Source organism: Mesorhizobium sp. P3_B5 (assembly GCF_056402815.1).
In genome coordinates, this window is sequence record NZ_JBFUGR010000006.1 from 124,241 (window position 1) to 149,958 (window position 25,718).

23 protein-coding genes and 1 tRNA gene are annotated in these 25,718 nt (G+C 62.8%); 6 read left to right on the top strand and 18 right to left on the bottom strand.

Annotated elements, in window-relative coordinates:
• Positions 1–174 precede the first annotated feature (174 nt).
• Positions 175–1,086, top strand: coding sequence for a DMT family transporter (locus tag AC1DVW_RS17170; RefSeq protein ID WP_477324549.1), 912 nt, complete (start codon positions 175–177; stop codon positions 1,084–1,086).
• A 64-nt stretch (positions 1,087–1,150) separates the two neighbouring features.
• Here the strand turns inward: AC1DVW_RS17170 and tig are convergent, their stop codons facing one another.
• On the bottom strand, positions 1,151–2,623 hold the full coding sequence (tig, locus tag AC1DVW_RS17175) for a trigger factor (RefSeq protein WP_477324551.1): 1,473 nt from the start codon (positions 2,621–2,623) through the stop codon (positions 1,151–1,153).
• A 340-nt stretch (positions 2,624–2,963) separates the two neighbouring features.
• Between tig and AC1DVW_RS17180 the strand changes: the two genes are divergently transcribed.
• Positions 2,964–3,046: transfer RNA gene (locus AC1DVW_RS17180), tRNA-Leu, on the top strand.
• Positions 3,047–3,268: 222 nt separating this feature from the next.
• Here AC1DVW_RS17180 and AC1DVW_RS17185 read toward each other — a convergent pair.
• The gene (locus AC1DVW_RS17185; protein WP_477324553.1) at positions 3,269–3,853 is read right to left on the bottom strand and encodes a GDYXXLXY domain-containing protein; all 585 of its coding nucleotides are present in this window, start codon (positions 3,851–3,853) and stop codon (positions 3,269–3,271) included.
• Positions 3,850–4,962, bottom strand: coding sequence for a DUF2157 domain-containing protein (locus tag AC1DVW_RS17190; protein ID WP_477324555.1), 1,113 nt, complete (start codon positions 4,960–4,962; stop codon positions 3,850–3,852). The genes AC1DVW_RS17185 and AC1DVW_RS17190 overlap by 4 nt, the downstream gene beginning before the upstream one ends.
• Before the next feature lie 238 nt (positions 4,963–5,200).
• Between AC1DVW_RS17190 and AC1DVW_RS17195 the strand changes: the two genes are divergently transcribed.
• The 3 genes from AC1DVW_RS17195 (at position 5,201) to trmFO (ending at position 7,338) form a co-directional block, all read left to right on the top strand.
• The gene (locus AC1DVW_RS17195; protein WP_091596947.1) at positions 5,201–5,341 is read left to right on the top strand and encodes a DUF1127 domain-containing protein; all 141 of its coding nucleotides are present in this window, start codon (positions 5,201–5,203) and stop codon (positions 5,339–5,341) included.
• A gap of 48 nt (positions 5,342–5,389) precedes the next feature.
• On the top strand, positions 5,390–5,530 hold the full coding sequence (locus AC1DVW_RS17200; protein WP_477247548.1) for a DUF1127 domain-containing protein: 141 nt from the start codon (positions 5,390–5,392) through the stop codon (positions 5,528–5,530).
• A 389-nt stretch (positions 5,531–5,919) separates the two neighbouring features.
• Positions 5,920–7,338, top strand: a complete 1,419-nt coding sequence (gene trmFO, locus AC1DVW_RS17205) for a methylenetetrahydrofolate--tRNA-(uracil(54)-C(5))-methyltransferase (FADH(2)-oxidizing) TrmFO (protein ID WP_477324557.1) — start codon at positions 5,920–5,922, stop codon at positions 7,336–7,338.
• Positions 7,339–7,388: 50 nt separating this feature from the next.
• Here the strand turns inward: trmFO and AC1DVW_RS17210 are convergent, their stop codons facing one another.
• From AC1DVW_RS17210 to yajC, 4 genes are read right to left on the bottom strand one after another with little or no spacing between them, the layout of a single operon-like run.
• Positions 7,389–8,237 (bottom strand): phytoene/squalene synthase family protein, encoded by an 849-nt coding sequence (locus AC1DVW_RS17210; protein ID WP_477324559.1) that lies wholly within the window; start codon positions 8,235–8,237, stop codon positions 7,389–7,391.
• 1 nt (position 8,238) lies between these two features.
• Positions 8,239–8,628 carry an Mth938-like domain-containing protein gene (locus AC1DVW_RS17215; RefSeq protein ID WP_477247554.1) on the bottom strand — a complete coding sequence of 130 codons (390 nt, stop codon included), beginning with the start codon at positions 8,626–8,628 and terminating at the stop codon, positions 8,239–8,241.
• A 14-nt stretch (positions 8,629–8,642) separates the two neighbouring features.
• Positions 8,643–11,195: a protein translocase subunit SecDF gene (gene secDF / locus AC1DVW_RS17220; protein WP_477324561.1), complete on the bottom strand. Its 2,553-nt coding sequence runs from the start codon at positions 11,193–11,195 to the stop codon at positions 8,643–8,645.
• A gap of 52 nt (positions 11,196–11,247) precedes the next feature.
• On the bottom strand, positions 11,248–11,598 hold the full coding sequence (gene yajC / locus AC1DVW_RS17225; protein WP_477247557.1) for a preprotein translocase subunit YajC: 351 nt from the start codon (positions 11,596–11,598) through the stop codon (positions 11,248–11,250).
• A 274-nt stretch (positions 11,599–11,872) separates the two neighbouring features.
• Between yajC and AC1DVW_RS17230 the strand changes: the two genes are divergently transcribed.
• Entirely contained in the window at positions 11,873–12,748 is an 876-nt protein-coding gene (locus tag AC1DVW_RS17230; RefSeq protein ID WP_477247558.1) for an ATP-binding protein, read from the top strand.
• Positions 12,749–12,896: 148 nt separating this feature from the next.
• Here AC1DVW_RS17230 and AC1DVW_RS17235 read toward each other — a convergent pair whose 3' ends face one another.
• From AC1DVW_RS17235 to AC1DVW_RS17285, 11 genes are all read right to left on the bottom strand, one after another.
• Positions 12,897–14,417, bottom strand: a complete 1,521-nt coding sequence (locus AC1DVW_RS17235; RefSeq protein WP_477324562.1) for a peptidoglycan DD-metalloendopeptidase family protein — start codon at positions 14,415–14,417, stop codon at positions 12,897–12,899.
• Positions 14,418–14,533: 116 nt separating this feature from the next.
• Complete coding sequence (locus AC1DVW_RS17240) at positions 14,534–15,187, bottom strand: protein-L-isoaspartate(D-aspartate) O-methyltransferase (RefSeq protein ID WP_477324564.1); 654 nt, start codon at positions 15,185–15,187, stop codon at positions 14,534–14,536.
• 9 nt (positions 15,188–15,196) lie between these two features.
• Complete coding sequence (gene surE / locus AC1DVW_RS17245) at positions 15,197–15,958, bottom strand: 5'/3'-nucleotidase SurE (RefSeq protein WP_477324566.1); 762 nt, start codon at positions 15,956–15,958, stop codon at positions 15,197–15,199.
• Positions 15,958–17,262, bottom strand: coding sequence for a serine--tRNA ligase (serS, locus tag AC1DVW_RS17250; protein WP_477324568.1), 1,305 nt, complete (start codon positions 17,260–17,262; stop codon positions 15,958–15,960). Before serS ends, surE begins: the two co-directional genes overlap by 1 nt.
• A gap of 200 nt (positions 17,263–17,462) precedes the next feature.
• Entirely contained in the window at positions 17,463–18,332 is an 870-nt protein-coding gene (gene tatC / locus AC1DVW_RS17255) for a twin-arginine translocase subunit TatC (RefSeq protein WP_477324570.1), read from the bottom strand.
• Positions 18,329–19,075, bottom strand: a complete 747-nt coding sequence (gene tatB / locus AC1DVW_RS17260; protein ID WP_477324572.1) for a Sec-independent protein translocase protein TatB — start codon at positions 19,073–19,075, stop codon at positions 18,329–18,331. The genes tatC and tatB overlap by 4 nt, the downstream gene beginning before the upstream one ends.
• Before the next feature lie 29 nt (positions 19,076–19,104).
• Positions 19,105–19,326, bottom strand: coding sequence for a twin-arginine translocase TatA/TatE family subunit (locus tag AC1DVW_RS17265; RefSeq protein WP_013895102.1), 222 nt, complete (start codon positions 19,324–19,326; stop codon positions 19,105–19,107).
• Between the two features lie 179 nt (positions 19,327–19,505).
• Positions 19,506–20,273: an SMC-Scp complex subunit ScpB gene (gene scpB / locus AC1DVW_RS17270; RefSeq protein WP_477247570.1), complete on the bottom strand. Its 768-nt coding sequence runs from the start codon at positions 20,271–20,273 to the stop codon at positions 19,506–19,508.
• Positions 20,270–21,070 carry a segregation and condensation protein A gene (locus AC1DVW_RS17275; protein WP_477247572.1) on the bottom strand — a complete coding sequence of 267 codons (801 nt, stop codon included), beginning with the start codon at positions 21,068–21,070 and terminating at the stop codon, positions 20,270–20,272. Before AC1DVW_RS17275 ends, scpB begins: the two co-directional genes overlap by 4 nt.
• Positions 21,071–21,133: 63 nt before the next feature.
• On the bottom strand, positions 21,134–22,153 hold the full coding sequence (gene nagZ / locus AC1DVW_RS17280; RefSeq protein ID WP_477324574.1) for a beta-N-acetylhexosaminidase: 1,020 nt from the start codon (positions 22,151–22,153) through the stop codon (positions 21,134–21,136).
• Between the two features lie 135 nt (positions 22,154–22,288).
• Positions 22,289–25,684 carry an SPOR domain-containing protein gene (locus AC1DVW_RS17285; RefSeq protein WP_477324576.1) on the bottom strand — a complete coding sequence of 1,132 codons (3,396 nt, stop codon included), beginning with the start codon at positions 25,682–25,684 and terminating at the stop codon, positions 22,289–22,291.
• Between the last annotated feature and the right edge of the window lie 34 nt (positions 25,685–25,718).

Genomic DNA, 25,718 nt, shown 5'->3' on the forward strand with positions numbered 1-25,718 from the left:
AGGTAGGCGAACGATCGGCAGTTGGCGAGCCAACACAGAACAAACCTCTGCAAAAACGCACAATAGGTGGGCAAATCGGCAGATCGATCTGCGAATTCGCGCAGGCCATATAAGTCATCGCAACAACAGTCGCGCGACCCAAAATCAAGGAACGATATCTTGGAAATCCTGTTCATGCCCCTGGCAGTGGTCGCTGGTGGCCTGCTCGCCGTGCAGGCCGGCGCCAACGCGCAACTTTCAAAGGCAGTCGGCTCTCCCTTTGCCGCAACGATGCTTCAGCTGTCCGTTGGCACCATCGTGCTGCTCTCGATCACAATCGTCACAGGAACGATGCCGGCCGTGCTGGCCATTCGCAAGGCCGAATGGTGGCACGCGGTCGGCGGCACGGCCTCGGCCTTCTATGTCGTTTCGACCATCCTGCTCTTCCCACGCCTCGGCGCCGTCGTGTCAGTCGGCCTGTTCATCGCCGGGCAGATGCTTGCATCGTTTGCCCTCGACGCATTTGGCTGGCTCGGACTTCCTGAAGTCGGCCTGCAAGCCGGCCCCGCCTTTGGCATGCTCATCGTGCTTGCGGGTGCGACTCTCATCGTTCTGGGCCAGAAGGGTGCGGCTGACAATCTGGCGCCGACGAAGCCAGGCTGGATCGGCCTGGCGCTGCTGGCCGGCGCCGTACTGCCGGTGCAAGGCGCCGTCAACGCCTTGCTGCGGCATGACCTGGGCGGCGCGCCGTTCGCCGTCGGCACCATCTCATTCCTGGTGGCGACGCTGGCCATGGCCGCTATGCTTCTGGTCACACTTGCGCTTGCGAAGACGCCCCGCCCTCGCCTTGCAGGCCTTTCCTCGATGCCCTGGTGGGGCTGGCTCGGCGGATTTGCCGGCGCGACCTATGTCACCACCGTGTTCACTGCCATCCCGGTGATCGGGGCGGCGGCAGCCGTCGGCCTCACGGTGGCCGGCCAGCAGGTCGCAAGCATTTTCGTCGACACGTTCGGCTGGTTCCGCCTGCCGCAGCGGCTTGTATCGGGCATGCGGCTCGCCGGCGTCGTTCTACTGCTAGCCGGGTGCATCATCATCAAGGCGCTCTGATCCCGGCCGCCACAACGAAAAAGGCCGCCTCAAGGGCGGCCTTTTCTGTTTTGTCGTCAGGCGCTTATTCGGCGTCCTTGGCCGCCTTTTTCTTCGGCGCGGCCTTCTTCTTGGGCTCTTCCGCGTCGTCGGCCGGCTTGGCGTCAGCCTTCTTTGCAGCGGCTTTCTTCGCCGGCTTTGCCTTGGCGGTCTCGGCCTCGTCGTCGTCAGCCATCAGCTCTTCCTTGCTGACCTTGACGTCGGTGACCGAGATCTGGCCGAGCAGATGGTCAACCACCTTCTCTTCGAACATCGGCGCGCGCAACGTGTTCAGCGCTTCCGGATTGCTACGGTAGAACTCAAAGGCTTCCTGCTGCTGGGCGGCCGGATAGCGGCGCACCTGCTCGAACAGGCCGCGCTGCAATTCCTCGTCCGTCACGGCGACGCCGGCCTTCTCGCCGATTTCGGCGAGAACCAGACCGAGACGCACGCGGCGCTCAGCAAGCCGCAGATATTCGGCGCGCGCCTCTTCTTCGGTCGTCTCTTCGTCGGCGAAGCTGCGGCCGGCAGCTTCGAGATCGCGATTGACCTGGGTCCAGATGTTGTTGAACTCGGCATCGACGAGCTTCGACGGTGCCTCGAACGAGTAGGAGGCGTCGAGCTGGTCGAGCAGCTGGCGCTTGACCTTCTGGCGCGTCATCGAACCGAACTGGTTTTCGATCTGGGTACGCACGATTTCACGCAGGCGCTCCAGGGACTCGAGGCCGAGATTCTTGGCCGTCTCGTCATTGATCTCCAGCGCGCCGGGCTTGGACACTTCCTTGACGGTGACGTCGAAGGTGGCTTCCTTGCCGGCCAGATGCGCCGCCTGGTAGTTTTCCGGGAAGGTGACCGTCACCTGTTTCTCGTCGCCGGCCTTGGCGCCGATGAGCTGATCTTCGAAGCCGGGGATGAATTCCTTGGAGCCGAGCACCAGCGGCTGATCCGTACCCGCGCCGCCCGAGAAGGCTTCGCCATCGATCTTGCCGACATAGTCGATCGACACGCGGTCGCCTTCGGCGGCCTTGCCGGTCTTCGGTTCGTAGCTGCGCGCCGATTCGGCAACGCGCTGGACCTGCTCGTCGATCTCGGTATCCGGCACGTCGAACACCTGACGCGTCACCTTGATGTCGGAGAAATCCTTGATCTCGATCGACGGGATGATCTCGTAATTGATGCTGAACTCGAAGTCGGCGCCGCCGGCCAGGATCTTCTCGGCTTCCTTCTCGTCCTCGGTCATGATCACTTCGGGCTGCATGGCGGCCTTTTCGCCGCGCCCGGTGATGATCGAACGGGTCGAATCGTTGAGGATCTCGTTGACCACTTCGGCCATGAACGACTTGCCATAGACCTTGCGCAGGTGCTGCACCGGCACCTTGCCGGGACGGAAGCCGTTGATGCGGACCTTGTTGCGGGCGTCCGACAGCCGCGCCATCAGCTTGGCTTCCATGTCACCCGCCGGCACGGTGATCTTGATCTCGCGCTTGAGACCGGAGTTGAGCGTTTCGGTGACCTGCATCGTAAAACCTTTTTTTCACCAATGAGGCTGCAAAACGGCCCCTGCCGTTTACAGCCTGCCGGTATAATCTTGCCGGGAATGGCTTTTGGTACGGAACCTGGCGATTTGACCGCAAAAGCGGCTCAAATTCTCCCAAACTGCGCTCCAAAATGTGAATAAGTCTTTGTTTTTCCTACTTCTTATCACATTCTGCAGAAGCGGATCGTCGCGTCCCGTCACATTTGACACGCCTTTTGTCACAGGCGCGGCTAATTTTCAACCATCTTCGCGTTGCAGCGAACGACCGCCATTTTGCCGCTGACATTGACAGAATGATGGCTACATGGGATTGCCGGGCCACGCGGGTATGGCGGAATTGGTAGACGCACCAGATTTAGGTTCTGGCGTGAAAACGTGGGGGTTCGAGTCCCTCTACCCGCACCACCCTTCGCTCTTCGAGCTTGGGGTGGCAGTCCACCAGAAGCTCGTTGGACGAAGGAATGTCCTTCGAAGCCTTGGCGTGGGAGGACTGGCGGCGACGCCTTACGCTTCAAACACCTGCCTGGTAAGCCACTCTACCAGCCTCGCCAACTCGGGCCCCAGCACGTGGTCAGTGCCGATTAGCGGCACAAGCGTCGAAAGCTCGGCAAACAGACATCCATTCGTCTAGTAGAGCGGTTCCTCGAACAGCGTCTTGTCGCCGTCCATCAGCGCCTTGATCTGCGCGGTGCCGTCGGCCGCGATGGCGGCGCGGATGCCGAACGGCCGCACCCGCATGTCGTTCTGGATCGCCATCCCCTCGCCTTCCGGAAGATAGAAGCGCTCGATGCCGTAGTCCGGCCTGATCGTCGCGCCGCTCTCGCGCAGGTCCCAGCCCTCGGCGACATGGCCGACAATATCGACCTCGTCGGGTGCAGCCGGCGCCGGCGCTTGCCCGAACCAGGCGGCGGTCGGCTGCCAATAGCCCTCAGCGCCCTTTTTCAGCCTGACCACGATCGACGTGTCGTCGGTTGAGAATTTGCCGGCCGGAATGTTGGCGATCAGCTTCACCGGTATGCCCGAAATCTCATAGCCGAGGAAAATATAGTCGCCGCGCAGGAGGTCGCGCGGATCGATCGGCTCGACCTTCAAAAGGACTTCCTTGCCATTGCGCAGGATCGCCGCCCGTCCGGCGATGATCCAGCTCAAAAAACCGATCTGGACGAGCGCCAGCACCAGCGCCGAGATGATGAGTTTCTTGCCAGTCATCATGCGTTCGCTCCTTCAACGCGCGGCGCCTTCATGCGCTTTTCAATGCGGATGATGATCAGCGCCAGGATGCCGAGCAGAACCGCCGCCGCCAGGAAGAAGCCCGCCGTATCGAGCATCGATTGCAGCATCACGACATAGATGATGGCCAGTTCGAAGGCGAAGCCGGCATAGGCCACCCAGCGCAGGCCCCTGCTCTCGCGGCCACCCAGCATGATGGCGGCGACAATGCCGGCGAGCGCAACGACCGAGGCAAGTGCGAAGCCGCTGCTATGGGTATCCGCCACTTCGAACTGGATCATCGCCAGACCGGTGAGAAAGCCGATCAAGGCGTGCAAGGGCAGCCGGCCGCCAAGCTGCACGATCCTGTCGACGGGTTCGGCGAAGAAGGTCGCCGCCGCGAAAAGCAGCGCCGAGGCGACCACCAGCGGAATGGCGACCTGCAGCGTATCGTAGTCCATGACAAACAGCACAAGGTAGAAGAGTACCGACAGGATAATCAAATGCCGCGCTGCCTGGCTGCGCGTCCAGTACGAGATGGCGAACAGCACCAGCGCCATGACGACGAAGAAATGCGGAAATTCCGTCTTGCGGAAATAGTCGAACCCTTTGAGGAACAGCCAGGCATCGGCAATGCCGACGGCAGCGACGGTCAGCGGGTTCGAGCGCAGCGCGACTGCGGCCAGCGCGGTACCGGCACCCCAGGTGATCAGGGCGGAGGCTTCGTCGCCGGACAAGTGATACATCTGGCCGATCAGCGCGATCGAGCCGCCGAACGCCGCCGCGGCCACGATCCACAGCGCCTCGCCGATCGCTGCATGGTCGCGCGTTTTCAGGACAGCACCACCGACATAGCCGGCGAGGATGATGGCAAACAGGGCCAGGACGCGCGCCAGCCGGGGAATGGCTTCCCAATTGGCGGCGACGAAAATCAGGATCGCGGCGCCGAACAACAGCGCCGCCATCATCGCCAGGATCGAACCGAAGCTCAGCGATTTGCGCTCGTTTGCTTCGACGTCGCGTGCCAGCGCATCGGCCGTCGGCGCGTCGATCAGGCCGCCCTGCTGCCAGCGCACGATATCCGCCCTGACCCGTGACGAATAGCTCGCCATTACCCCATCTCCCCCAGCATGGTCTTTTTTCAGCCGATCCGGCCAAGCCGTTGACGCAACGGCATTTTCCGATTCGGGTTTCTTTGTGTCGAAGCAGTGAACGCGCGTTAATGTTGCATTGCACAATTTGCATTGCTGCCATGCACCAATAGCGCTTTTAAATCGTTTTTAGCCCACCTATCTTCAGGTCGTACTGAAAGACGGAATGATCCGAAAGAAAGACGAAACGAGAAATACCATGAACCTGATCCGCAACTACCGCAACTGGCGCCGCTACCGGGACACCGTTTCCGAGCTGAGCCGCCTGAGCACCCGTGAATTGACTGACCTCGGCATCAGCCGCAGCGACATCCACTACGTCGCTCGCAAGGCGGTCTAATCCTTTCGGGCCGCAAATGGTCCGAACCAATTCTAAGAGAGAACGACAATGAACCTGATCCGCAACTATCGTAACTGGCGCGTTTATCGCGACACCGTTAACGAGCTGGGTCGCCTTTCGAACCGCCAGCTCCATGATCTCGGCATCGTCCGCGACGAGATCAAGCACGTCGCCCGCAAGGCGATCTGAAGTTAAGGAATTTCGCCAGGGTCGACCTCCTCCCCGACCCTGACGGATACGGTCAGCCTTCACCTCCTCCCGAGGGTTGACCACCAAAACGGCGCCCGCCGCACCTCCTCCCGCGGCGGGCGTTGTTTCCGGAAGCGAACGCAGTTCGTCTTCCAAAGGGTTTCGCCCCTTTTAAAAATGGCGAAAAGAGATTTCGTCAAAGCCGACCTCCTCCCCGGCGATGACGAATACGGTCGATCTTCACCTCCTCCCGAGGATCGACCCCAAAAACGACACCCGCCGGACCTCCTCCCCCGGCGGGTGTTGTTGTTTTCAGGGGTAGGCTTTCCCCTCACCGCTCTGTCGCGCGGCAATTGCAATCGCCGCTGCAAGCGATTATTCCGGCGCTCATGAGCAAAAATCCCATTCACATCATCGGCGGCGGCCTCGCAGGGTCCGAAGCCGCCTGGCAGGCGGCTGAAGCGGGCGTACCGGTCGTGCTACATGAAATGCGCCCGGTGCGCGGCACCGATGCGCACAAGACGGACGGCCTGGCCGAGCTCGTGTGCTCCAATTCCTTCCGCTCGGACGACGCCGAAAACAACGCCGTCGGCCTGTTGCACGCCGAAATGCGGCTGGCCGGCTCGCTGATCATGAGCGCCGGCGACGCGCACCAGGTGCCGGCCGGCGGCGCGCTGGCCGTCGACCGCGATGGGTTTTCGCAAGCGGTGACCAAAAGGCTCGAAGCGCATCCGCTGATCACCATCGAGCGCGAGGAAGTTCCCGGCCTGCCGCCGACGGATTGGGATCAGGCGATCATCGCCACCGGCCCGCTGACCGCACCTGGCCTTGCTCAGTCGATTGCCGAAGCGACCGGCGCCGATGCGCTCGCCTTCTTCGATGCCATCGCGCCGATCATCCATTTCGACACGATCGACATGGACATTTGCTGGTTCCAGTCGCGCTACGACAAGGTCGGCCCCGGCGGCACCGGCAAGGATTACATCAACTGCCCGATGGACAAGGAGCAGTATCTTGCCTTCGTCCAGGCCTTGGTCGACGGCCAGAAAACCGAATTCAAACAATGGGAAGGCACGCCCTATTTCGACGGCTGCCTGCCGATCGAGATCATGGCCGAACGCGGCGTCGAGACGCTGCGCTATGGACCGATGAAGCCGATGGGGCTGACCAATGCCCACAACCCAACGGTCAAGGCCTATGCCGTCGTGCAGCTACGCCAGGACAATGCGTTGGGCACGCTTTACAACATGGTCGGTTTCCAGACCAAGCTGAAGCATGCCGAGCAGGTGCGCGTGTTCCGCACCATACCGGGCCTGGAAAACGCCGACTTCGCCCGCCTCGGCGGCCTGCACCGCAACACCTACATCAATTCACCGACCTTGCTCGACGCCTCGCTGCAGCTGAAGTCGCGGCCCGGCCTGCGCTTCGCCGGCCAGATCACCGGCTGCGAGGGCTATGTCGAAAGCGCTGCCATCGGCCTGCTCGCCGGCCGCTTCGCCGCCGCCGAACGGCTCGGCCATGCACCCTCGCTGCCGCCATTGACCACCGCCTTCGGCGCGCTGCTCAACCACATCACCGGCGGCCACATCGTTTCCGACGACGAGCCGGGAAAACGCTCCTTTCAGCCGATGAACGTCAATTTCGGCCTGTTCCCACCGGTGGAGGCGCCGAAGACCGAAGGCAAGCGCATGCGCGGCAAGGACAAGACCGTCGCCAAAAGACATGCCATCACATCGCGCGCTCGCGCCGATTGCCGGCAATGGTTGGGGCTGCCGGCGCAAGCGGAAACAGCCGAACCGGCGGAGTAAGGTTCGCTACTCCGCAGCCTTGATGCTGGCCGCAGCTTGAAGAATTCCAGCTACGATTGACGTCTGGCTGGCCAGCCTTGCGACGCGCGGCGCAACAACAGCCAATGCCGGCGCAACGCCGAAAGCCGCGCCACACCGTTGAGCGGTGAATGACTTTCCATCTTGCCGAGATAAGCGCGTGTCAGCGTCAGCGGCAGGAATGCCGGGCGCAGCGAGACCGGCAACGCCGACGCCCCTTGCTCGAAGGCTGAAAGATGCTCCCGCGCCAGTGCGATCATCGCCGCCACGGCGCGCTGCGCTCCCGGCCCGCCATCGCCGGCAACAAACTCTTCCGGCGACGAGCCTGCCGACGCCAGGATATCGGCCGGAACAAAACACTGCCCGCGCTTGCGGTGCAGCGGCAGCAGGAGCAGCAGGCCGGTCATCGCTTGCGCGCAACCTGCTCTGCCCGCCAGGTCGGCAAAACGCGGCGCCTCGACGGGGTCGAGCACCATTGCTGCGAACTGAATGAGGGCGGCTGCCGTCTCGCCGCAATAGCCTTCGAGATCGGTGCGCGACGGCATCGGGTCGTCATAGAGATCGAAGATGCGCGCTTCGAGCATGTTGTCGAATGCCGGTTTCGGCAGGCGATGGGTGGCAATCGTCGCCTTCAGCGCGTCGGCGACAGGATGGCCAACGCCATCATCGTCCGCGGCAATGACGTCGCGCCACCATTGCAGCCGCACTTCGCCCGGCAACGCCTCGTGGATGCGGTCGCGAATGCCTGCAATCTCGGCGTTGAAGGCATAGAGCGAAAACAGCGCGTCGCGCCTGTCCGCCGGCGCATAGAGCGCTGTGAGATAGCGGTCGTGGTCGGCGGCGCGCACCGCGTCCATGACGATGTTGCCGGCATCAGCCATTTCAGTCGACGGCGATCAGCGCGGCGGCCACGGCGCGGTCTTCCGCCAGAAGCACATTGTAGGTCCGCACTGCTGCTCCGGTCGACATCGGATCGGATGAAATGCCCGCCGCTTTCAGTGCCGCGCGCAGCGCTGCCGGTAACGGCCTGAGATCCTTACCGCAGCCGACCAGCAGGATCTCCACCGTGCCGGCCTCCGCCAGCAACTTTTCGAAATCCGCCGCGGTCAGCGCCAAGGGGTCGGCCGGCTCCCAGCCGTAAATGCCTGAGGGCAGGCACAGCAGCGAGCCGCGATGCGACATGTCGGCGAAGCGGAACCCGCCATTGCCATAGGCCTCGATCGGCGCGCGGCCGGGGAAATGCGCCTCGCGGATGACGATGCCTTTTGCCACGAGCGCAGCGTTCGTCAGGTCGCCACGGCTTTGCCGTTGCCGACCGGCTTCTCGTCGTCAGCCGTCGTGGCCTGCGGCCGCAACTTGAACAGGATCAGCAGCGGCGCGGCGATGAAGATCGACGAATAGGTGCCGAAGACAACGCCGAACAGCATCGCCATCGTGAACGAGCGGATCACCTCGCCGCCGAACAGCACCAGCGCCAGCAACGCCAGGATCGTCGTCACCGAGGTCAGCGTCGTTCGCGACAGCGTCTCGTTGATGGCGTTGTTCAACAATTGCGGCAGCGGCATGCGCTTGTATTTTCGCAGATCCTCGCGAACGCGGTCATAGACGACGATCGTGTCGTTCAGCGAATAGCCGATGATGGTCAGGATCGCCGCCAGCGATGACTGGTTGAATTCAAGCCCGGTGATGACGAAGAAGCCGAGCGTCATGACCACATCGTGGACCGTCGCGACGATGGCGCCGACCGCAAACTGCCATTCGAAACGGAACCAGACATAGACAAGGATGCCGAGCAGCGCGACCAGCATGGCGATCGTGCCTTGCTTGGCCAGTTCGCCCGAGACAGTCGGCCCGACCACTTCGACGCGGCGGAAGTCGTACTGGTCCTGCAACTCGCCGCGCACCTTGTCGATGACGGTCTGCTCGGCGTTCTCGCCGCCGTCCTGCGTGCCGACGCGGATAAGCACGTCGTTCGGCTCTCCGAACTGCTGCACCTGAACTTCGCCGATGTTGAGTTCCGTCAGCCTGCCGCGGATATCGGCAAGATCGGCATTGCCGGTCTTGGCCTGCACCTCGATCAGCGAGCCGCCCTTGAAGTCGATGCCGTAGTTGATGTCGACGGTCAGGAACAGCACGACCGAGAGAATCGAAAGCGCGCTCGACAGTGCGAATGTCCAGCGTCGAATGCCCATGAACGGAATCTTCGTGCCGGCCGGAATGAACGTGACCGGCGCCCGCGGCAACTCCTTCGGACGCGCCCGGCGCAGCCAGATCGACACCAGCAGACGGGTGAAGGTGAAGGCGGTGAAGACCGTGGTCAGGATGCCGATGGCATAGGTGATGGCAAAGCCCTTCACCGGCCCGGTGCCGAGATAGAACAGCACCACGGTAGCAATCAGCGAGGTGATGTTGGAATCGACGATGGTCGCCAGCGCCTTGGTGAAGCCGGTGTCGATCGCCTGGATTACAGAGCGGCCGTTTCGCCGCTCCTCGCGAATACGCTCATAGATCAGAACGTTGGAATCGACCGCCATGCCGATGGTCAGCACGATACCGGCAATGCCGGGCAAGGTCAGTGTCGCGCCAAGCAGCGACAACAGTCCGACGATCATCGCCACGTGCACCGCCAGCGCGATGTTGGCCAGGAAGCCAAGGAAGCCGTAGGCCACGAACATGAAGGCGACGACGAGGATCGAACCGATGATGCCGGCAACCTTGCCGGCATGGATGGAATCCTGACCAAGGCCCGGACCAACCGTGCGCTCTTCGATCACCGTCAGCTTGGCCGGCAGCGCGCCGGCGCGCAGCAGCACGGCGAGGTTGTTGGCGGTCTCGGCGGTAAAACTGCCTGAAATCTGACCAGTGCCGCCGAGGATCGGTTCGCGGATCTGCGGCGCCGAAATAACCTGGTCGTCGAGCACGATGGCGAACAGCTTGCCGACATTCTGCGACGTCGCCTGGCCGAAGCGCGCCGAGCCTTTGGAGTCGAAGCGGAACGAAACCACCGGCTCGTTGGTCTGGGAATTGTATGTCGCCTGCGCGTCGACGAGGCTTTCGCCCGAAACGATGACGCGKTTCTCGATCAGATAGGGAACCGGCGGATCGTCCTGCGAGTAAAGGATCGAGGAGCCTGCCGGCGGACGACCGTTGAGCGCGTCCTGCACCGACATCGAGGGGTCGACCATCTGGAAGTTCAGCTTGGCGACGGTGCCAAGCATGTCCTTCAGCTTCTGCGGATCCTGCAGGCCTGGCACCTGGACCAGGATACGGTCATCGCCTTGCCGCTGCACGATCGGTTCTGTCGTGCCCAGCGCGTTGACGCGGCGTTCGACGACCTCGATCGACTGCGCCAGCGCCGTCGCCGTGCGGTATTTGATGCCGGCGTCGGTGACGGTGAATTTGAGCAGGCCGGGCTCGCTGTCGTCCAGCGTCATTTCCTGGATGGAGCCGCCGCTGAACAGGCCCGCGGCAACAGGATCGGTCAAGGACTTCAACGCCGTCTTGGCGGCTTCCACCTGCGCGGGATCGGTGATGCGGACCTGCACGGTCCGGCCCGATCCGGCAAGGCCGGTATAGCCGAGCTTGGCATCGCGCAGCAGCGTCCGGATTTCGTCTCGCGTCGTCTCCAGCCGGTCCTTGATCAGATCGTTCGGATCCATCCGGAGCAGGATGTGCGAACCGCCCTGCAGATCGAGACCGAGCGTCATCTGCCGCTTCGGCACCCAGTTGGGCAGTTGGGCCAGCGTGCTGGCGGGGAAGAGATTGGGCGCCGCGAGAAGCACTGTGATGGCCACGGCCACCCAGATCAGGATCATCTTGAAGCGCGAAAAATATAACATTGTCTATCGTCCGTTCAGGCGTACAAGCGGCTGCGTTCCGCCTACAATTCGGTTATTTCTTGGCGTTCTGGTTCGCGACCGGCTCGCCCTTGACCCGCACATCGACGATCGTCGAGCGCAGCGCCGTCACCTTGGTTCCGCCGCCGAGATCGACTTCGAGCTCATGGTCATCGATCACCTTGGTCACCTTGCCGATAAAGCCACCGCCGGTGACGACCGTGTCGCCACGGCGAACCGCCGCCAGCATGTCGGCGCGCTTTTTCAATTGCGCGCGCTGCGGCCGGATGATCAGAAAATACAAGATCGCGAAAATCGGGATAAACGGCACGATGAGGTCGAACATCGGGCCGAGCGGGGTCAGCGAGGGTGCCGCAGCCTGGGCGAATGCCGGTGTGACGAACATCAAGAACTCCTGAATACGGAAAAAAGGCCACAAAGCGGCCCCGCCAAATTTGGCCGGAATATAGTCGGTAAAGTTGCCAATGCAACTGCGCGAGCCGGCAAATCGGCTGCTTTTCCGACCGGTTGACCCGTGTTAGAGCTTTAGCCCGAACAGTGGTGTCAGGTTTCCGGAAAAGAACACGCACAAACAAAAGGTTGGAGCCGGTTTTTACGCCGCCGACATCGACCGGATTTCCGCCTCGCACGCTCCTGAATGCAAAAACAAAGACGCAAAAATGACCGACAGCACCATCGACGCCCTGAACGACAAGCTCGATCGCCTGATCGAGGCGGTCTCTCGCCTCGCCCCGCCGCCGGTGCCGAAAACCGACCTTGCCGAAGCCGATTGCTTCGTCTGGCAGGCCGATCCCGGCTATCTCGAGCCGGTGCTCAAGGTCAATCGCGTCGACATTGGCCTGATCCGCGGCGTCGACCGCGTCCGCGACATCCTTGTCGACAACACAGAGCGCTTCGCCGCCGGCTATGCCGCCAACAACGTCTTGTTGTGGGGCGCGCGCGGCATGGGCAAGTCCTCGCTGGTCAAGGCAGTGCACGCCGCGATCAACGCGTCTTCGAAACTCGATCTGCCGCTCAAGCTCATCGAGATCCATCGCGAGGATATCGACACGCTGCCCAAGCTGATGGGTCTGCTGAAGGCGGCGCCCTTTCGCATCATCCTGTTTTGCGACGATCTGTCATTCGACCATGACGACACCTCCTACAAATCGCTGAAAGCAGCGCTCGAAGGCGGCGTCGAGGGCCGGCCGGCCAATGTCATCTTCTATGCCACTTCGAACCGGCGCCATCTGTTGCCGCGCGACATGATCGACAATGAGCGTTCGACCGCCATCAACCCGTCAGAGGCGGTCGAGGAAAAGGTGTCGCTCTCCGACCGTTTCGGCCTCTGGCTCGGCTTCCACAAATGTTCGCAGGATGAGTATCTCGACATGATCGACGGCTATGTCCGCCATCACGGTCTGGCCATCGACCCCGAAACGTTGCGCGCCGACGCGCTGGAATGGGCAACGACGCGCGGCAGCCGCTCCGGCCGCGTCGCCTGGCAGTTCACCCAGGATCTGGCGGGACGGCTCGGCAAGCCGCTCAACAACTGAGCCAGACCACGATCCAGAAAAGTGGAAGCCGGTTTTCGGATAGGATCATGGTCGAAACAAAACCACTGAAAAAGCCCGCTCCTAGCGGAGCGGGCTGAGCCGGCGGGCCGGACTGGAGGTCAGACGGCCTGCAAATGCTTTTTTTCTTCTATTCGAGATAGCCAGACGGGTCGACCGGGGCCGAGTTCTTGCGCACTTCGAAGTGCAGTTTCGGCGAGTCGGTGGTGCCGCTCATGCCGGACAGCGCGATCTCCTGGCCGCGCTTGACCTTCTGGCCGCGCTGCACCTCGATCGAACTGGTGTGGCCGTAGACGGTGACCAGCCCGCTTTCATGGCGCACCAGCACGGTGTTGCCGAATTCCTTGAGACCGTCGCCGGCATAGATGACGACGCCGTTCTCGGCCGCCTTCACCGGCGTTCCCTCCGGCACGGCGATATCGACGCCGTCCTTGCCGCCGCCAAAATTGGAGATCACGCGGCCACGCACCGGCCAGCGCATCTTGCCGATGCCGGTGGCATCCGGTGCCACTGCATCGTCGTCCTCAGCCTGCTGGATGACCTTGGAGTCTTTCTTCGGCGGCGTGTAGGAGGCGAGCGTTTCCGTCGGTTTGGCCGCCGGCTGGGTGGTGGCCGTCGTCACCGGGTCAACTTTGGCCGGCTTGGCGCTGGCAACCGTCGCGGTACCGCCGGCCGGAACCTTCAGCGTCTGGCCGATCTTGAGCAGTCCGTCCTGCATGCCGTTCGCCTGCTTCAGCGCAACGGTGCTGACGCCTGTCTTCCTGGCGATGGCCGAGAGCGTGTCACCCGACTGAACCGTATAGGTACCGGCTCCTGCCTTGGGCGCGGCCGAAGCCATCTGTGCTGCGGGCTTGCCATCCTTCGGCTTTGCCGCGGACGCATCCACCTGTGCGACGGCTTTGCCGTCCTTGACCTTTGGCTGCTGCGGCAGCACGGCCACCTTGTCCGGCGCAGTGGCCGGCTGGTCGTGCTTGCCATTTGCAGGCTTGGCGTCGGCAGTCTTTGGTGCCGAAGCCGGGTCCTTGCTCGAATAGGCATAGGCCGGGATGACCAGCTTCTGGCCGGTCTTCAGCCCCTTGGTGGCGCTTAAGCCGTTGACCTTAATGATGACATCCGACGGCACGTGATAGCGGTGCGCTATGCCGTTAATGGTCTCGCCGTCCTTGACAATGATCTCGGTAGCATGCGGCGTTCCTGCCGTCGTCGCCATTTTCGGCGCATCGGGCTGCGCGTTCTTGAACGGCTTTGCCGCCGGAGCGATGGTGCCGGTCGCGGTCTTGTCGAGATGCCTGGGCGCCAAGGCCGGAGCGGTGGCAGTGCGGACCGGATTGGCGGCAGGCGCCATTGCCGGCTGCGACTGGGCGACAGGCGGCAGTTGCTGAACTGTAACCGGTTCCAGGCTGGAACGGCTGACCGACTGGGTGTGGCTGCCATCGACCGGCGCAGCCGCGACATCGCCCGGATAGGGCTGGGCGGCATCCTGCTTGTCGATGATGGCGCGCTGATTGTTGGTCGAGGAGGTGAAGACGTCGTCGACACCGTTGAACCGCGCGACCTGGGAGCTGCACCCTGCTGCGGCGCCTGCGACCATGAGGACGGCGCAGCCACGCGCCAGATTACGCCCGTTTGCCTTCAAAACACTGAATTGCATCGCACTAACCCGCACATACCCGGTACAAACTAGGCATGATTAAAGCGCGTTAATGTTACTGGTCGGTTAACCCCTTAGAATCAGACGCAAATTTTCTTAAAATATTTTGGGTGGGCTCAAATGACCGCCGCGACGCTGCGCAGGATCGGCTGCAGGCGCACGCTGCCGATGTCCTCGCGCTCGAAACGGCTGCCGACCTTGGTCAGCTTGGCCAGCACCTGCTCTTCCTCCTCCGGCCCGATCGGCGCAATGACGATGCCGCCGCTCGAAAGCTGGTCGAGCAGGAAGCGCGGCAGGCTGTCGAACGCCGCCCAGGCGACGATACGGTCGAACGGCCCTTCATTGGCCAACCCGTTGGAACCGTCCGCCTGGCGCACGATGACGTTGCCGATGGCGAGCGCCTCAAAACGTTGCCTCGCCTGCTCGGCCAGCGTCTTGTAGCGGTCGATGGTAACCACCCGCGATGCCAGCCGAGACATCACCGCTGCCGTATAGCCAGACCCGGTACCGATCTCGAGCACACGGTTGCCCGGCTCGATAGCAAGGGCTGCGATCACCGCCGCCTGCAGGTCGGCGCCTTCGATCGCTTCCCCGCATTCGATCGGCAGCATGCCGTCCGACCAGGCGATCGAGTGGAACTGTCCGGAGATGAAACCGCGCCGCGGCGTCGCCTCGAAAGCGGCGATCAGCGCCTTCGGCACTGCGCCTTGGCCACGCAAGCGGAGCAGGAAAGCGGCAAAACCTTCGCGGTCGTCGACAGCCATGTTCATGCCAAAACCTTATTCTGATAGCGCCTTGGTCAGTTGGTCGCGGATTTCGTGCGCAGTGAGGTCGAGCTGGAGCGGCGTCACCGACACCAATCGGTTGCGCATCGCATAAAGGTCGGTGCCGTGCTTGCCCTCGACCGGCTCGCGGCCGAAGCGCAGCCAGTAATAAGGCAGGCCGCGGCCGTCGCGACGCTCGTCAACCCACAGGCTGTGCACCAGCTTGCCCTGCGAGGTCACCACCGTGCCGACGATCTCGTCCGGCAGGCAGTTCGGGAAATTGACGTTGAGCAGCACGCCGTCCGGCAGGGGCATGGCGACCAGCTTCTTGAGCAGCGCCGGCGCCAGCGCCTCCGTGGTCTCGTATGGAACGACGCGATCCTCGCCAAGATAGGAGTAGGCCTGGCTGAGCGCGATCGAGCGGATACCGAGCAGCGCACCCTCCATGGCGCCTGCGACGGTGCCCGAATAGGTGACGTCGTCGGCGATGTTGGCGCCGGAATTGACGCCGGACAGGATCAGATCGGGTGCGCCAGGCAGGATTTTTTTCACGCCCATGATGACGCAGTCGGTCGGCGTGCCGCGCACGGCATAGTGCTTCTCGCCGATCTTGCGCAGGCGCAGCGGCTCCGAGATCGACAGCGAATGCGCGTAGCCGGACTGGTCCTGCTCAGGCGCCACCACCCAGACATCGTCCGACAGCGTGCGGGCGATGCGTTCGAGCGACGCTAGGCCCTCGGCATGGATGCCGTCATCATTGGTCAGCAGAATGCGCATTACTTCGCTTCGATCTTTGTCAGGCCACCCATGTAAGAGCGCAGCGCTTCAGGAATGGTTACGCTGCCATCCTCATTCTGGTAGTTTTCGATGACAGCGATAAGCGCGCGGCCGACGGCGGTACCGGAGCCGTTGAGCGTATGCACGAAGCGGTTGCCCTTGCCGTCTCTGTCCTTGTAGCGGGCATCCATGCGCCGCGCCTGGAAATCGCCGCACAACGAACAGGACGAAATCTCGCGATAGGCGTTCTGGCCCGGCAGCCAGACCTCGATGTCGTAGGTCTTGCGCGCGCCAAAACCCATGTCGCCGGTGCACAGCGTCATGGTGCGGAACGGCAACTCCAGCCGCTTCAGCACTTCCGCGGCGCACTCAGTCATCCGCTCGTGTTCGGCGAGCGACGAGTCCTGGTCGGTGATCGAAACCAGCTCGACCTTGTAGAACTGGTGCTGGCGCAGCATGCCGCGCGTGTCGCGCCCGGCCGAGCCCGCCTCCGAGCGGAAACACGGCGTCAGCGCCGTGTAGCGCAGCGGCAGTTTTTCGTGAGCGGTGATTTCCTCGCGCACCAGGTTGGTCAGCGGCACTTCGGCGGTCGGGATCAGGCCAAGCCGGCCATCGCCATGCTGGACAAAAAACAGATCCTCTTCGAATTTCGGCAGCTGATTGGTGCCGAACAGCACCTCATCGCGCACCATCAGCGGCGGGATGATTTCCTCGTAGCCGTGCTCGGTCGTGTGCAGGTCGAGCATGAACTGGCCAAGCGCGCGTTCCATGCGTGCCAGCCCGCCCTTCAGCACAGTGAAGCGCGATCCCGACAGCTTTGCCGCCCGCTCGAAATCCATCATGCCGAGCGCTTCGCCGATCTCAAAGTGCTCCTTCACCCAATTCGGCCGCGTCGGCAGCTTGCCAACGGTGCGTTTGACGACATTGTCGTGCTCGTCCTTGCCGACCGGCACATCGTCGAACGGCACGTTGGGCAGCACCGCCAGCGCGTCGTTCAGCGCCTTGTCGAGTTCGCGTTCGCGCGCCTCGCCATTCTGGATGAAGGTTTTGATCTCGCCGACTTCGGCCTTCAGCTTTTCGGCAAGCGCTGCATCGCCGGAACGCATGGCGTTGCCGATCTCCTTCGAGGCGGCGTTGCGGCGCTCCTGCCTGGTCTGCAGCTCGGTCACATGCTCGCGCCGCGCTTCGTCGCTGGCTATCAAATCATCGACCGTGGACTGCGCAGCCTCGGCCGACCACGAGCGCTTCTGCAGCGCTTCGACAAGGGCCTTCGGGTTGTCGCGAATCCATTTGATGTCAAGCATGGTTTGAACGCTCCTGGGTAGCATGTCGCCCAAAAGTGCGCAGCGGTTTTGGGGCAACGACATGCTTCAAACAAAACTGAAACGCATCGCTCTGATGGCGATGCGTTTCAGCCAGAGGGCGTAAACCGCATCCTTGATCGATGCAAGACAAGGGCTCAGCGACCGTCGCCTTTTTCCGCTGGCGTGAACGCTATCGCCTACTAGGGAGTCTGCGTCGGAGGCGTGCCCGCCTTCTCCGCCGCTTCGTCCGCGGCGTCCTTGGCCTCGCGCGCCAGCTTCTGTTTGTTCTGGTCGCGCTCGATCAGCCGGGCCGCCCAGATGGACACCTCGTAGAGCAGGATGGTCGGAATGGCCAAACCGATCTGGCTCATCGGATCGGGCGGCGTCAGCACCGCCGCCACCACGAAGGCGATGACGATCGCCCATTTGCGCTTTTCGGCCAGCGCCTTCGACGACAGCATGCCGACCCTCGTCATCAGGCTGGTCACCACCGGCAGCTGGAACACCAGGCCAAAGGAGAAGATCAGCGTCATGATCAGGCTGAGATACTCCGACACTTTCGGCAGCAGCGAAATCTGCACCTGATCGTCGGTGCCGGCCTGCTGCATGGCGAGGAAGAACCACATCACCATCGGCGTGAAGAAGAAATAGACCAGAGACGCGCCCATCAGGAACAGGATCGGCGAGGCGATCAGGAAAGGCAGGAAGGCGTTGCGCTCATTCTTGTAGAGGCCGGGCGCGATGAATTTGTAGATCTGCGTGGCGATCAGCGGAAAGGCGATGACCATGCCGCCGAACATGGCGAGCTTGACCTGGGTGAAGAAGAATTCCTGCGGCGCCGTGTAGATCAGCTCGACCTTGTGCGGGTCGAGCCCTGCCCATTTGGTCGCCCATTTGAACGGGATGACCAACAGGTTGAACAGACGCTTGGCGAAGAAGAAGCAGACCAGGAAGGCAACGAAGAAGCCGCCGATCGACCAGATCAGCCGCCGGCGCAACTCGATCAGATGCTCCATCAGCGGCGCTGACGACTTTTCGATCTCGTCCTTTTCCGTATCCGAAACGCTCACTTGGCGGCTCCCGCCGTCTTCTTGGCTGCAGGCTTTTTCGCCGCTGCCGGCGCAGGCTTTGGTTCAGCCTTTTTGACTGCGGCCTTAGTCGCGGCCGGCTTGGTCGCCTTTGCCGGGGCCGTCGCCACCTTGGCCTGTGCCTTCGCTGCGGGCGCAGCCTTTGCCGGTGTGGCCTTCGTCGAAGCAGCGACCGCGGCTTTGGTTGCCTTGGGTGCAGCTGGCTTGGGTACAGCGGGCTTGGCGGTTTTCCTGGCCGCCGACACTTTTTGCGGCGCGGCCGGTGCCGTGACCGAGCTGTCGGTCATCGCTGGAAAGATTGGCGTAGGCGGCAACGCTTCCGCCACGTTGAGACCCGGCATATCCGTGGCGCCGTTCTTCAGCGGCTCCGCCGGCTGCGGCGTGTCTGCAGCAGGCGTTGCCGGATCGACAGCCGGCTTCGGCTTCATCGCCGCGTCGACGCCGGAACGAACGTCGGCTGCGGCCTGCTCGAACGGATTGAGCTGTTTGCGGATCTCGGCCGCCGGATTGAGGCTTCTGAGCGAATCGACCGACTTCTTGACGTCGTCGAGTTCGGCCTCTTTCAGCGCCTCGTTGAACTGTTTCTGGAAGTCGGCTGCCATGGCGCGCAGCTTCGCCGTCGTGCGGCCGAAGGTGCGCAGCATATTGGGCAAATCCTTGGGTCCGACGACCACGATCATGACGACGGCGATCACCAGCATTTCGGTCCAGCCGACTTCAAACATGGCACTCTGTTCCGACTAGAACCTTGGGCTCAGCTCTTGCTGGCCTTTTCCTTCACCGCCGAGACGGTCTCGTCGGCGCGGTGCTCGACGGTGCGCTTGTCTTCGGCAACGTCGTCGTCGGCCATGCCCTTCTTGAAGCTCTTGATACCCTTGGCCATGTCGCCCATCAGCTCGGGAATCTTGCCACGGCCGAACACCAGAAGCACGATCACCAGCACGATCATCCAGTGCCAAATCGAAAATGAACCCATTGTAACTCTCTCTCGAATGTTTTCCCTGGCGATGATCTATGCGTTTTCGCGTTGGGATTCAAACACAACCGCGACAAAGTTTATGAAGGCGCGGCAGATGTCACGCATTTTCAGCGATGCGGTCCGCTACCAATCGGCGCATCTACAGCCGCAAGCAGCTTTTTGACAGTGCCTTGCGGTCAATCTTCCGTGACGCGCGGCGTCAACAGGCCGAGTTCCTCGAGGTCGATGTCGGTCAGCGGATCCTCGTCGTCGGTCAGCGCATCCGGATCGGACGGCGGCATCGGAATGGAGAAATTCGACGGCATGCGGCCCGAAAGCAGCCCGGCGCCCTTCAACTCGTCCATCCCGGGCAGATCGCGGATCTCCTCCAGCGCGAAATGGTCGAGGAAGGTGTCGGTGGTGCCGTAGGTGACCGGGCGGCCCGGCGTGCGGCGCCGACCGCGCATGCGCACCCATTCCGTCTCCATCAGCGTGTCCAGCGTGCCCTTCGAGGTCTCGACGCCGCGGATGTCCTCGATTTCGGCGCGCGTCACCGGTTGGTGATAGGCGATGATCGCCAGCACTTCGAGAGCGGCGCGCGAAAGCTTCTTTTGTTGAACGGTGTCCCTGCTCATCAGGAAAGCAAGGTCGCCCGCGGTGCGGAACGCCCAGGCATCGCCGACGCGCACCAGATTGACGCCCCGGCGCGCATAGATCTGCTGCAGCTCAGCCATGGCGGCGGCAATGTTGATGCCGTCGGGCAGCCGCGCGGCAAGCTGCTTTTCGCTGACCGGCTCGGCGCTGGCAAAGACGATCGCCTCGGCCATTCGCACGGCTTCCGCCATATGCAGCCGCTCGCCAGGATTCTGGGTCACAGTCTCAGCCAAATCCTGGGCAACGGCGCCCTCCTCGGTTTCTTCGTCGACCTTGAACGGAATGACCGATGCGTTGGCGCGCTCGCTCATGATGCCACCTCGACTGCCCTGATGCCCGGCGCGCGGCCGCGCAGATAGAGCGGCGCGAACACCTCGTCCTGCCGCATTTCGATGCTGCCTTCGCGCACCAGTTCCAGCGACGCCGCAAACGAACTGGCAATCGCGGTGCGCCGCTCTTCCGGGCTGGTCAGATAGTTGATCAGAAAACTGTCGAGCGCCGTCCAGTCGCGCAGCGAGCCGATCAGCCTGGTCAGGATATCGCGCGCATCCTTGAGCGACCACACACCGCGCCTGGCGATTGTCACATTGGTGATGGCCTGCTTCTGGCGCTGCTGGGCATAGGCGGTCAAAAGGTCGTAGAGCGAGGCCGAATAGGCATTGCGCTTCTCGACGATGACCATTTCCGGCATGCCGCGCGCAAACACGTCGCGGCCGAGCCGGTTGCGGTTGACCAGCCGTGCCGAGGCGTCGCGCATGGCTTCCAGCCGCTTCAGCCGGAATTGCAGTACCGCCGCCAGTTCCTCGCCGCTCTCGCCATCGTCGCCGGGCTGCTTAGGGATCAAAAGCTTCGATTTGAGGAAGGCTAGCCACGCCGCCATCACCAGATAGTCGGCGGCAAGCTCGAGCCTCAACGCCCTCGCCGTCTCGACAAAGGTCAGATATTGCTCGACCAGCGCCAGGATCGAGATGCGCGACAGATCGACTTTCTGGTTGCGGGCAAGATGCAGCAGCAGATCGAGCGGGCCTTCGAAGCCGGCCACGTCGACAACCAGCGACGGATCGCCGGTGACGCGTGAATCGTCATTTTCGGCCCACAGACGGTCCATCGGTGCAGCCTTCCCGGCCTTGCTTTCCAATGTCTCCGCCACTTGCCCTTTTTCCCTCTCGGTCTAGGCCACCGCGTCGAAATAGGTGGCAAATTCAGCACGTATCTCTGTTTCGTCGGCCCGATCGCGGTTCTTTATATAGGTCAGCGCCCGCTTTGCACGCTCGAGCGACTTGCCTTCAAGCCCGGTGGTCCGCGATGCGATGCCGGCCATCTCCTCGAAAACACCATTGCAGTGAAGGACCAGATCGCAGCCGGCCGCAAGGATCGAGGCCGCCTTTGTCGGGAAATCCCCAGAAAGTGCCTTCATCGAGGTGTCGTCGCTCATCAACAGCCCGTCAAAGCCGATCTCGCGGCGAATGATCTCGTCGATCACCTTGCCGGACGTGGTCGCCGGGTTCTTCGGGTCGATGGCGCTGTAGACGACATGCGCCGTCATTGCCATTGGCAGATGGTTGAGCTCCCTGAACGGGGCGAAATCATGCCGCTGCAGCTCGCTCATCGAGGCATCGACGGTCGGCAGCTCGAAATGGGTGTCGGCAAAAGCCCGCCCATGCCCTGGAATATGCTTCATGACCGGCAGCACGCCGCCCGCCATCAGCCCCTCTGCCGCGGCGCGGCCGAGTTCGATGACCGGACGAGGCTCCTTGCCATAGGCGCGTGCGCCGATGACGTCGCTGGCGCCTTCGATCGGCACGTCGAGCACCGGCAGGCAATCCGCCGTGATGCCATAGCGCAGCAGGTCGAAGGCATGCAGCCGCGCCATCAGCCACGCGGCGCGGGTGCCGGCATCGTGGTCGTCGCGCCACAGCGCGCCAAGCGCACCGCCGGCGGGATAGTTCGGCGCCAGCGGCGGCCGCAGACGCTGCACGCGGCCACCTTCCTGGTCGATGAACACCGGCGCATCCGGGCGTCCGATGCAGTCGCGCATCGAAGCCACCAGATCGCGGATCTGCTCGGTCTCGCCGATGTTGCGCGCAAACAGGATGAAGCCCCACGGGCATTCGTTGCGATAGAAACGGATTTCGTCGCGGGTGAGCGATTTCCCGGCGCAGCCGAGGATCATGGATTTTGATTCGGTCATGGAGAGCAGTTTAGAGCTTCACGGCGACAAAGGGAATCGTGTCGAGCCGCAAGCCTTGCAAGGCCAAATCCCATTTCACATAAAAAAACCGGCGCGGTCTGGGACCGCGCCGGTTTTGATTGGTTGGACCAGACTTTAGCGCGACACGAAGCAGTTGCCGCCGGCGGCCTTGTAGCTGGTGCACAGATTGATGGCATCGTTGCGCGACTGCGCAGGCACCCGGACACGGTAGAAGGTGCCCTTGCCGGCGATCTCGGCCTTGACGATGTTGGCGGTGCGACCGGCGAGCACGCTGCCATAGCGGCGCTGCAGGTCCGCATAGTTGGCCTGGGCGCTTTCAACCGTCGGCTGCGACGCAATCTGCATCGACCATGAGCCACCGGCGGCGGTGGAAGCCGCCGCAGGAATGGAAGCAACCTGGTCGGGCTTGACCTCGCCAACCACGTCGACCGGCTGGTCGGACGGGCGTTGCGGTGCGAGCGGAACTGACGCTGGCGTGTTGGCGGACTGGGCCTTGGCTTCCGCCTTGGGCTCGGCTGCCGGCTTGACCGGCTTGGCGGTCTCGGCCTGATCGGCACTTGCCTGATCATCGCTGGCCTGGTCGGCCGCGGCCGGCACGGTGCCGGTCTGCTCCGCGTCGGCCTGGCCGGCTGGGGCCACATGCTGCGGCGCCGGATCGGCAGGCTCAGCGGCCGCCACTGGTGCAGGTGCCGGATCCTCGCGTGCAACCAATGAACCGTCGGGCTTGACCACCATGGTTTTCACCTTGCGCGGCGCAATGGCGACAACATCCGAGTTCGTGCCCTTGTCGGCTTCCTGCAGAACCTGCGCTATGCGGTCCTCGGATTTGGGTGCGGGTGCCGCGGCGGTGTTGCCGGCGGCATCGCTGCCAGTGGCAGCGTCGGTCTCGTCGGGTGAAAGATCGACAACACGGCTCTGCGGCTCCTTGGCGGTCACATCCACCGGCTCTTCTGTGTTGGTGACCAGCTTCTCCTGAACGGGCTCGGCCGGCTTGGTGCCCTTGACCACCGCGTCATAGACCTTGTTGTCCTGGTTCGGCACCACGGCGCCGCCCGGATTTTCCGGCTTGACCTTGATCGGTGCGTTGTCGGCCTTGACGATCACCGGCGCATCGCTGCCGCCCTTGCCGCCAACGGACAAGGCAAAGGCGCCAATGCCGCCGGCAATGGCTACCGCACCGACAACCGCGGCAATCAGCAGGCCGCTTCGGCGCGGCTGCCTTGCAGTATCCTGCCCGGCCAGGCCCGGCACCGCCATCGCTTCGTCCAGCTCGGGATCGTAGTCGAGTTCGTCGACAGCGAAATCGTCGGCCTGTGAAACCGGCTGGCTGCCGGGCAGATCGTCGATGTCGAAGCCGTTTGCGGCGTCGGCATAAGCACCGGCCGCTGCCTTGGCAGGCACTTCCGCCGGCCGCGCCGCATAGGCGCGCTGATCGTTGCGCTCATAGCCCGGCTTGAAACCGGCGCTGTAGGAATCATCGTCATAGGCCGCGTTGCGCTGAGGCGCCGCAGCCACCTCCGTCGCGTTCATATCGGTGAGCAGGCTGGAGAACTCGGCGTCGAGATCGTCATAGGCCGTTGATGCCGGCTCGTCCTCATCGAAGTTGAGTTCCGGAATATCGAGGTCGTCCGCCAGCGCGACGACGCGCTCGGGCACATCGACCGTCTCGACATCCGGCATCTCGTCGTAGCGCTGAGACTGTTCGGGCAGTGCCGGTGCGGGCTCCGCATAGGCAGGGACGTTTTCAACCGGCTGCTGCCGATAGGACGGTACTGCCGCGACCGGCGGCAGCGAAGCCATCGGCTGGGCTGCAAACGACGGCTGCGACTGGGCGACCGGCGTCATCCGGCTCCACGAACGGGCTGGCTCCGGCGGCGTCGAGCGCGCCGTCATCCAATCGCCGGCCGGCGCTTGCCCGGAAGCGGCCTGCGCAACCGTGCCGGTGGCTACGCCGGCACCCAGATCGATACCCTTGGCAAAAGCGGCGTCGAACGCATCGTCATCGAAATGAATGTCGGCGGCAGCCCGGGTCGCGGACGCTGTTGCAGCATCAGCCTCGAAATCCTGGCCTTCGTGCTCGTCGAGCACAAGATTGTCGAGACCAGCATCGGCTGCCTGGGCCGTTTCAGCGTGAAGCGGCTGCCCAGGCTGGTGCTCGTCGAGGTCCCAGTCCAGATCGGCGACAGTATCCGTCGGCTGACCGGCGGTGCTTTGCGCCGGTGCAACTGGCTGCTGAACCATAGCAGGCTCCTTGACCACAGGAGCGGTCCGCGCCTTCATCGTGCCTAGCAGCGCGTTCAGCTCGTCTTCCAATGTCCGTTCATCTGCCGCGGCGACTGGAGCTTCTGCCCTCTCGACCACAACGGCTGGAGCCGCGATCGGCTCGGTCGGAACGGCGGCGACCTGCACAACAGGCGCTTCGATCTCATCGGCAAGCGCATCGTCAAAGGTCAGGTCGAAATCATCGAATGCTTCTTGTGCTTCATGCGGAGCGACGTCGTGGGTTACTTGCGGAGCGACGTCTTGTGCCTCTTGCGGAGCGACGTCGTAGGCGTGGTCCTCTGCATAGACGGGCTCGGCGGCCGGTGTTTCGTCTGCCAACGGTGCATCGACCGCGGCCGGCTGATCGGCGCGAACCTCGAAGTCCATGTCGACATCGGCCATCGCATCGTCGAAATGGCCGGCGAAATCCTCGTTGGAAGTCCCTTGATCCGCATCGGCGGCGGCCTCGACCGGTGCGGCCTGATATGCGGCCATCTCGGTGGCGGCGGGACCGGCATAGTGGTCGTCGTCAGGTGAATGACTGTCGAGCGTCAGCTCGTCTTCGAGCGACATCGAGACGGCATTGTCGAAATCGTCATGGTCGAAATCATCGTCGACCGCAGCCTCCGTGACCGGCGCGGAAACATCGGCGGCAGCGATGCTGCGCTCGTTGTCGTCAGTCGCATCGTCATCAAGCAGGAACCCTTGCTCGAGCGACGCGGCAAGCTCGTCGTCAACAGGCAAATCGTCTTCGAACGGCGACACATCTTCCAGCGAACTGGCTACGGCATTGTCGAAATCATCATCGAAGGCGGCTTCAACGGTTGGCGCCGGAACCTCGGGAGCAGCGGCAAAACCATGAACGGCCTCGTTAGCCGCATCATCGTCGAGCAGGAAATCCTGTTCGAGCGAAGCGGCGAGCGCATCGTCCATCGCATCGGCCGTTTCGAAAGCCGGCTCTTGAACCTCGGCAGCCGGCGCTTGAACCTCGGCAACAGGTTCCCGAATCTCGGCAACAGCGCTTAAGTCGTCATTGCCGAATTCGCCCATCAATTCCTTCTCGAGGTCGATGTCGAAATCGCCCTCGTCCGCGGCTTGATCGGCGGGTGCGGCCTTCTGCTCAGCTGGTGGCTGCGGCTTGACCGGCTGACGCGGATCGAAACCCATGATCCTGGTCAGTTCCGCGAACGGATCATCGTCGGAGATGTCGCTGTGGTCGGCTGCTTTCAGCTGGGTTCTGTCTGCCATTATTGTTCCCGAACTCGCACTCATTCGGACGCCA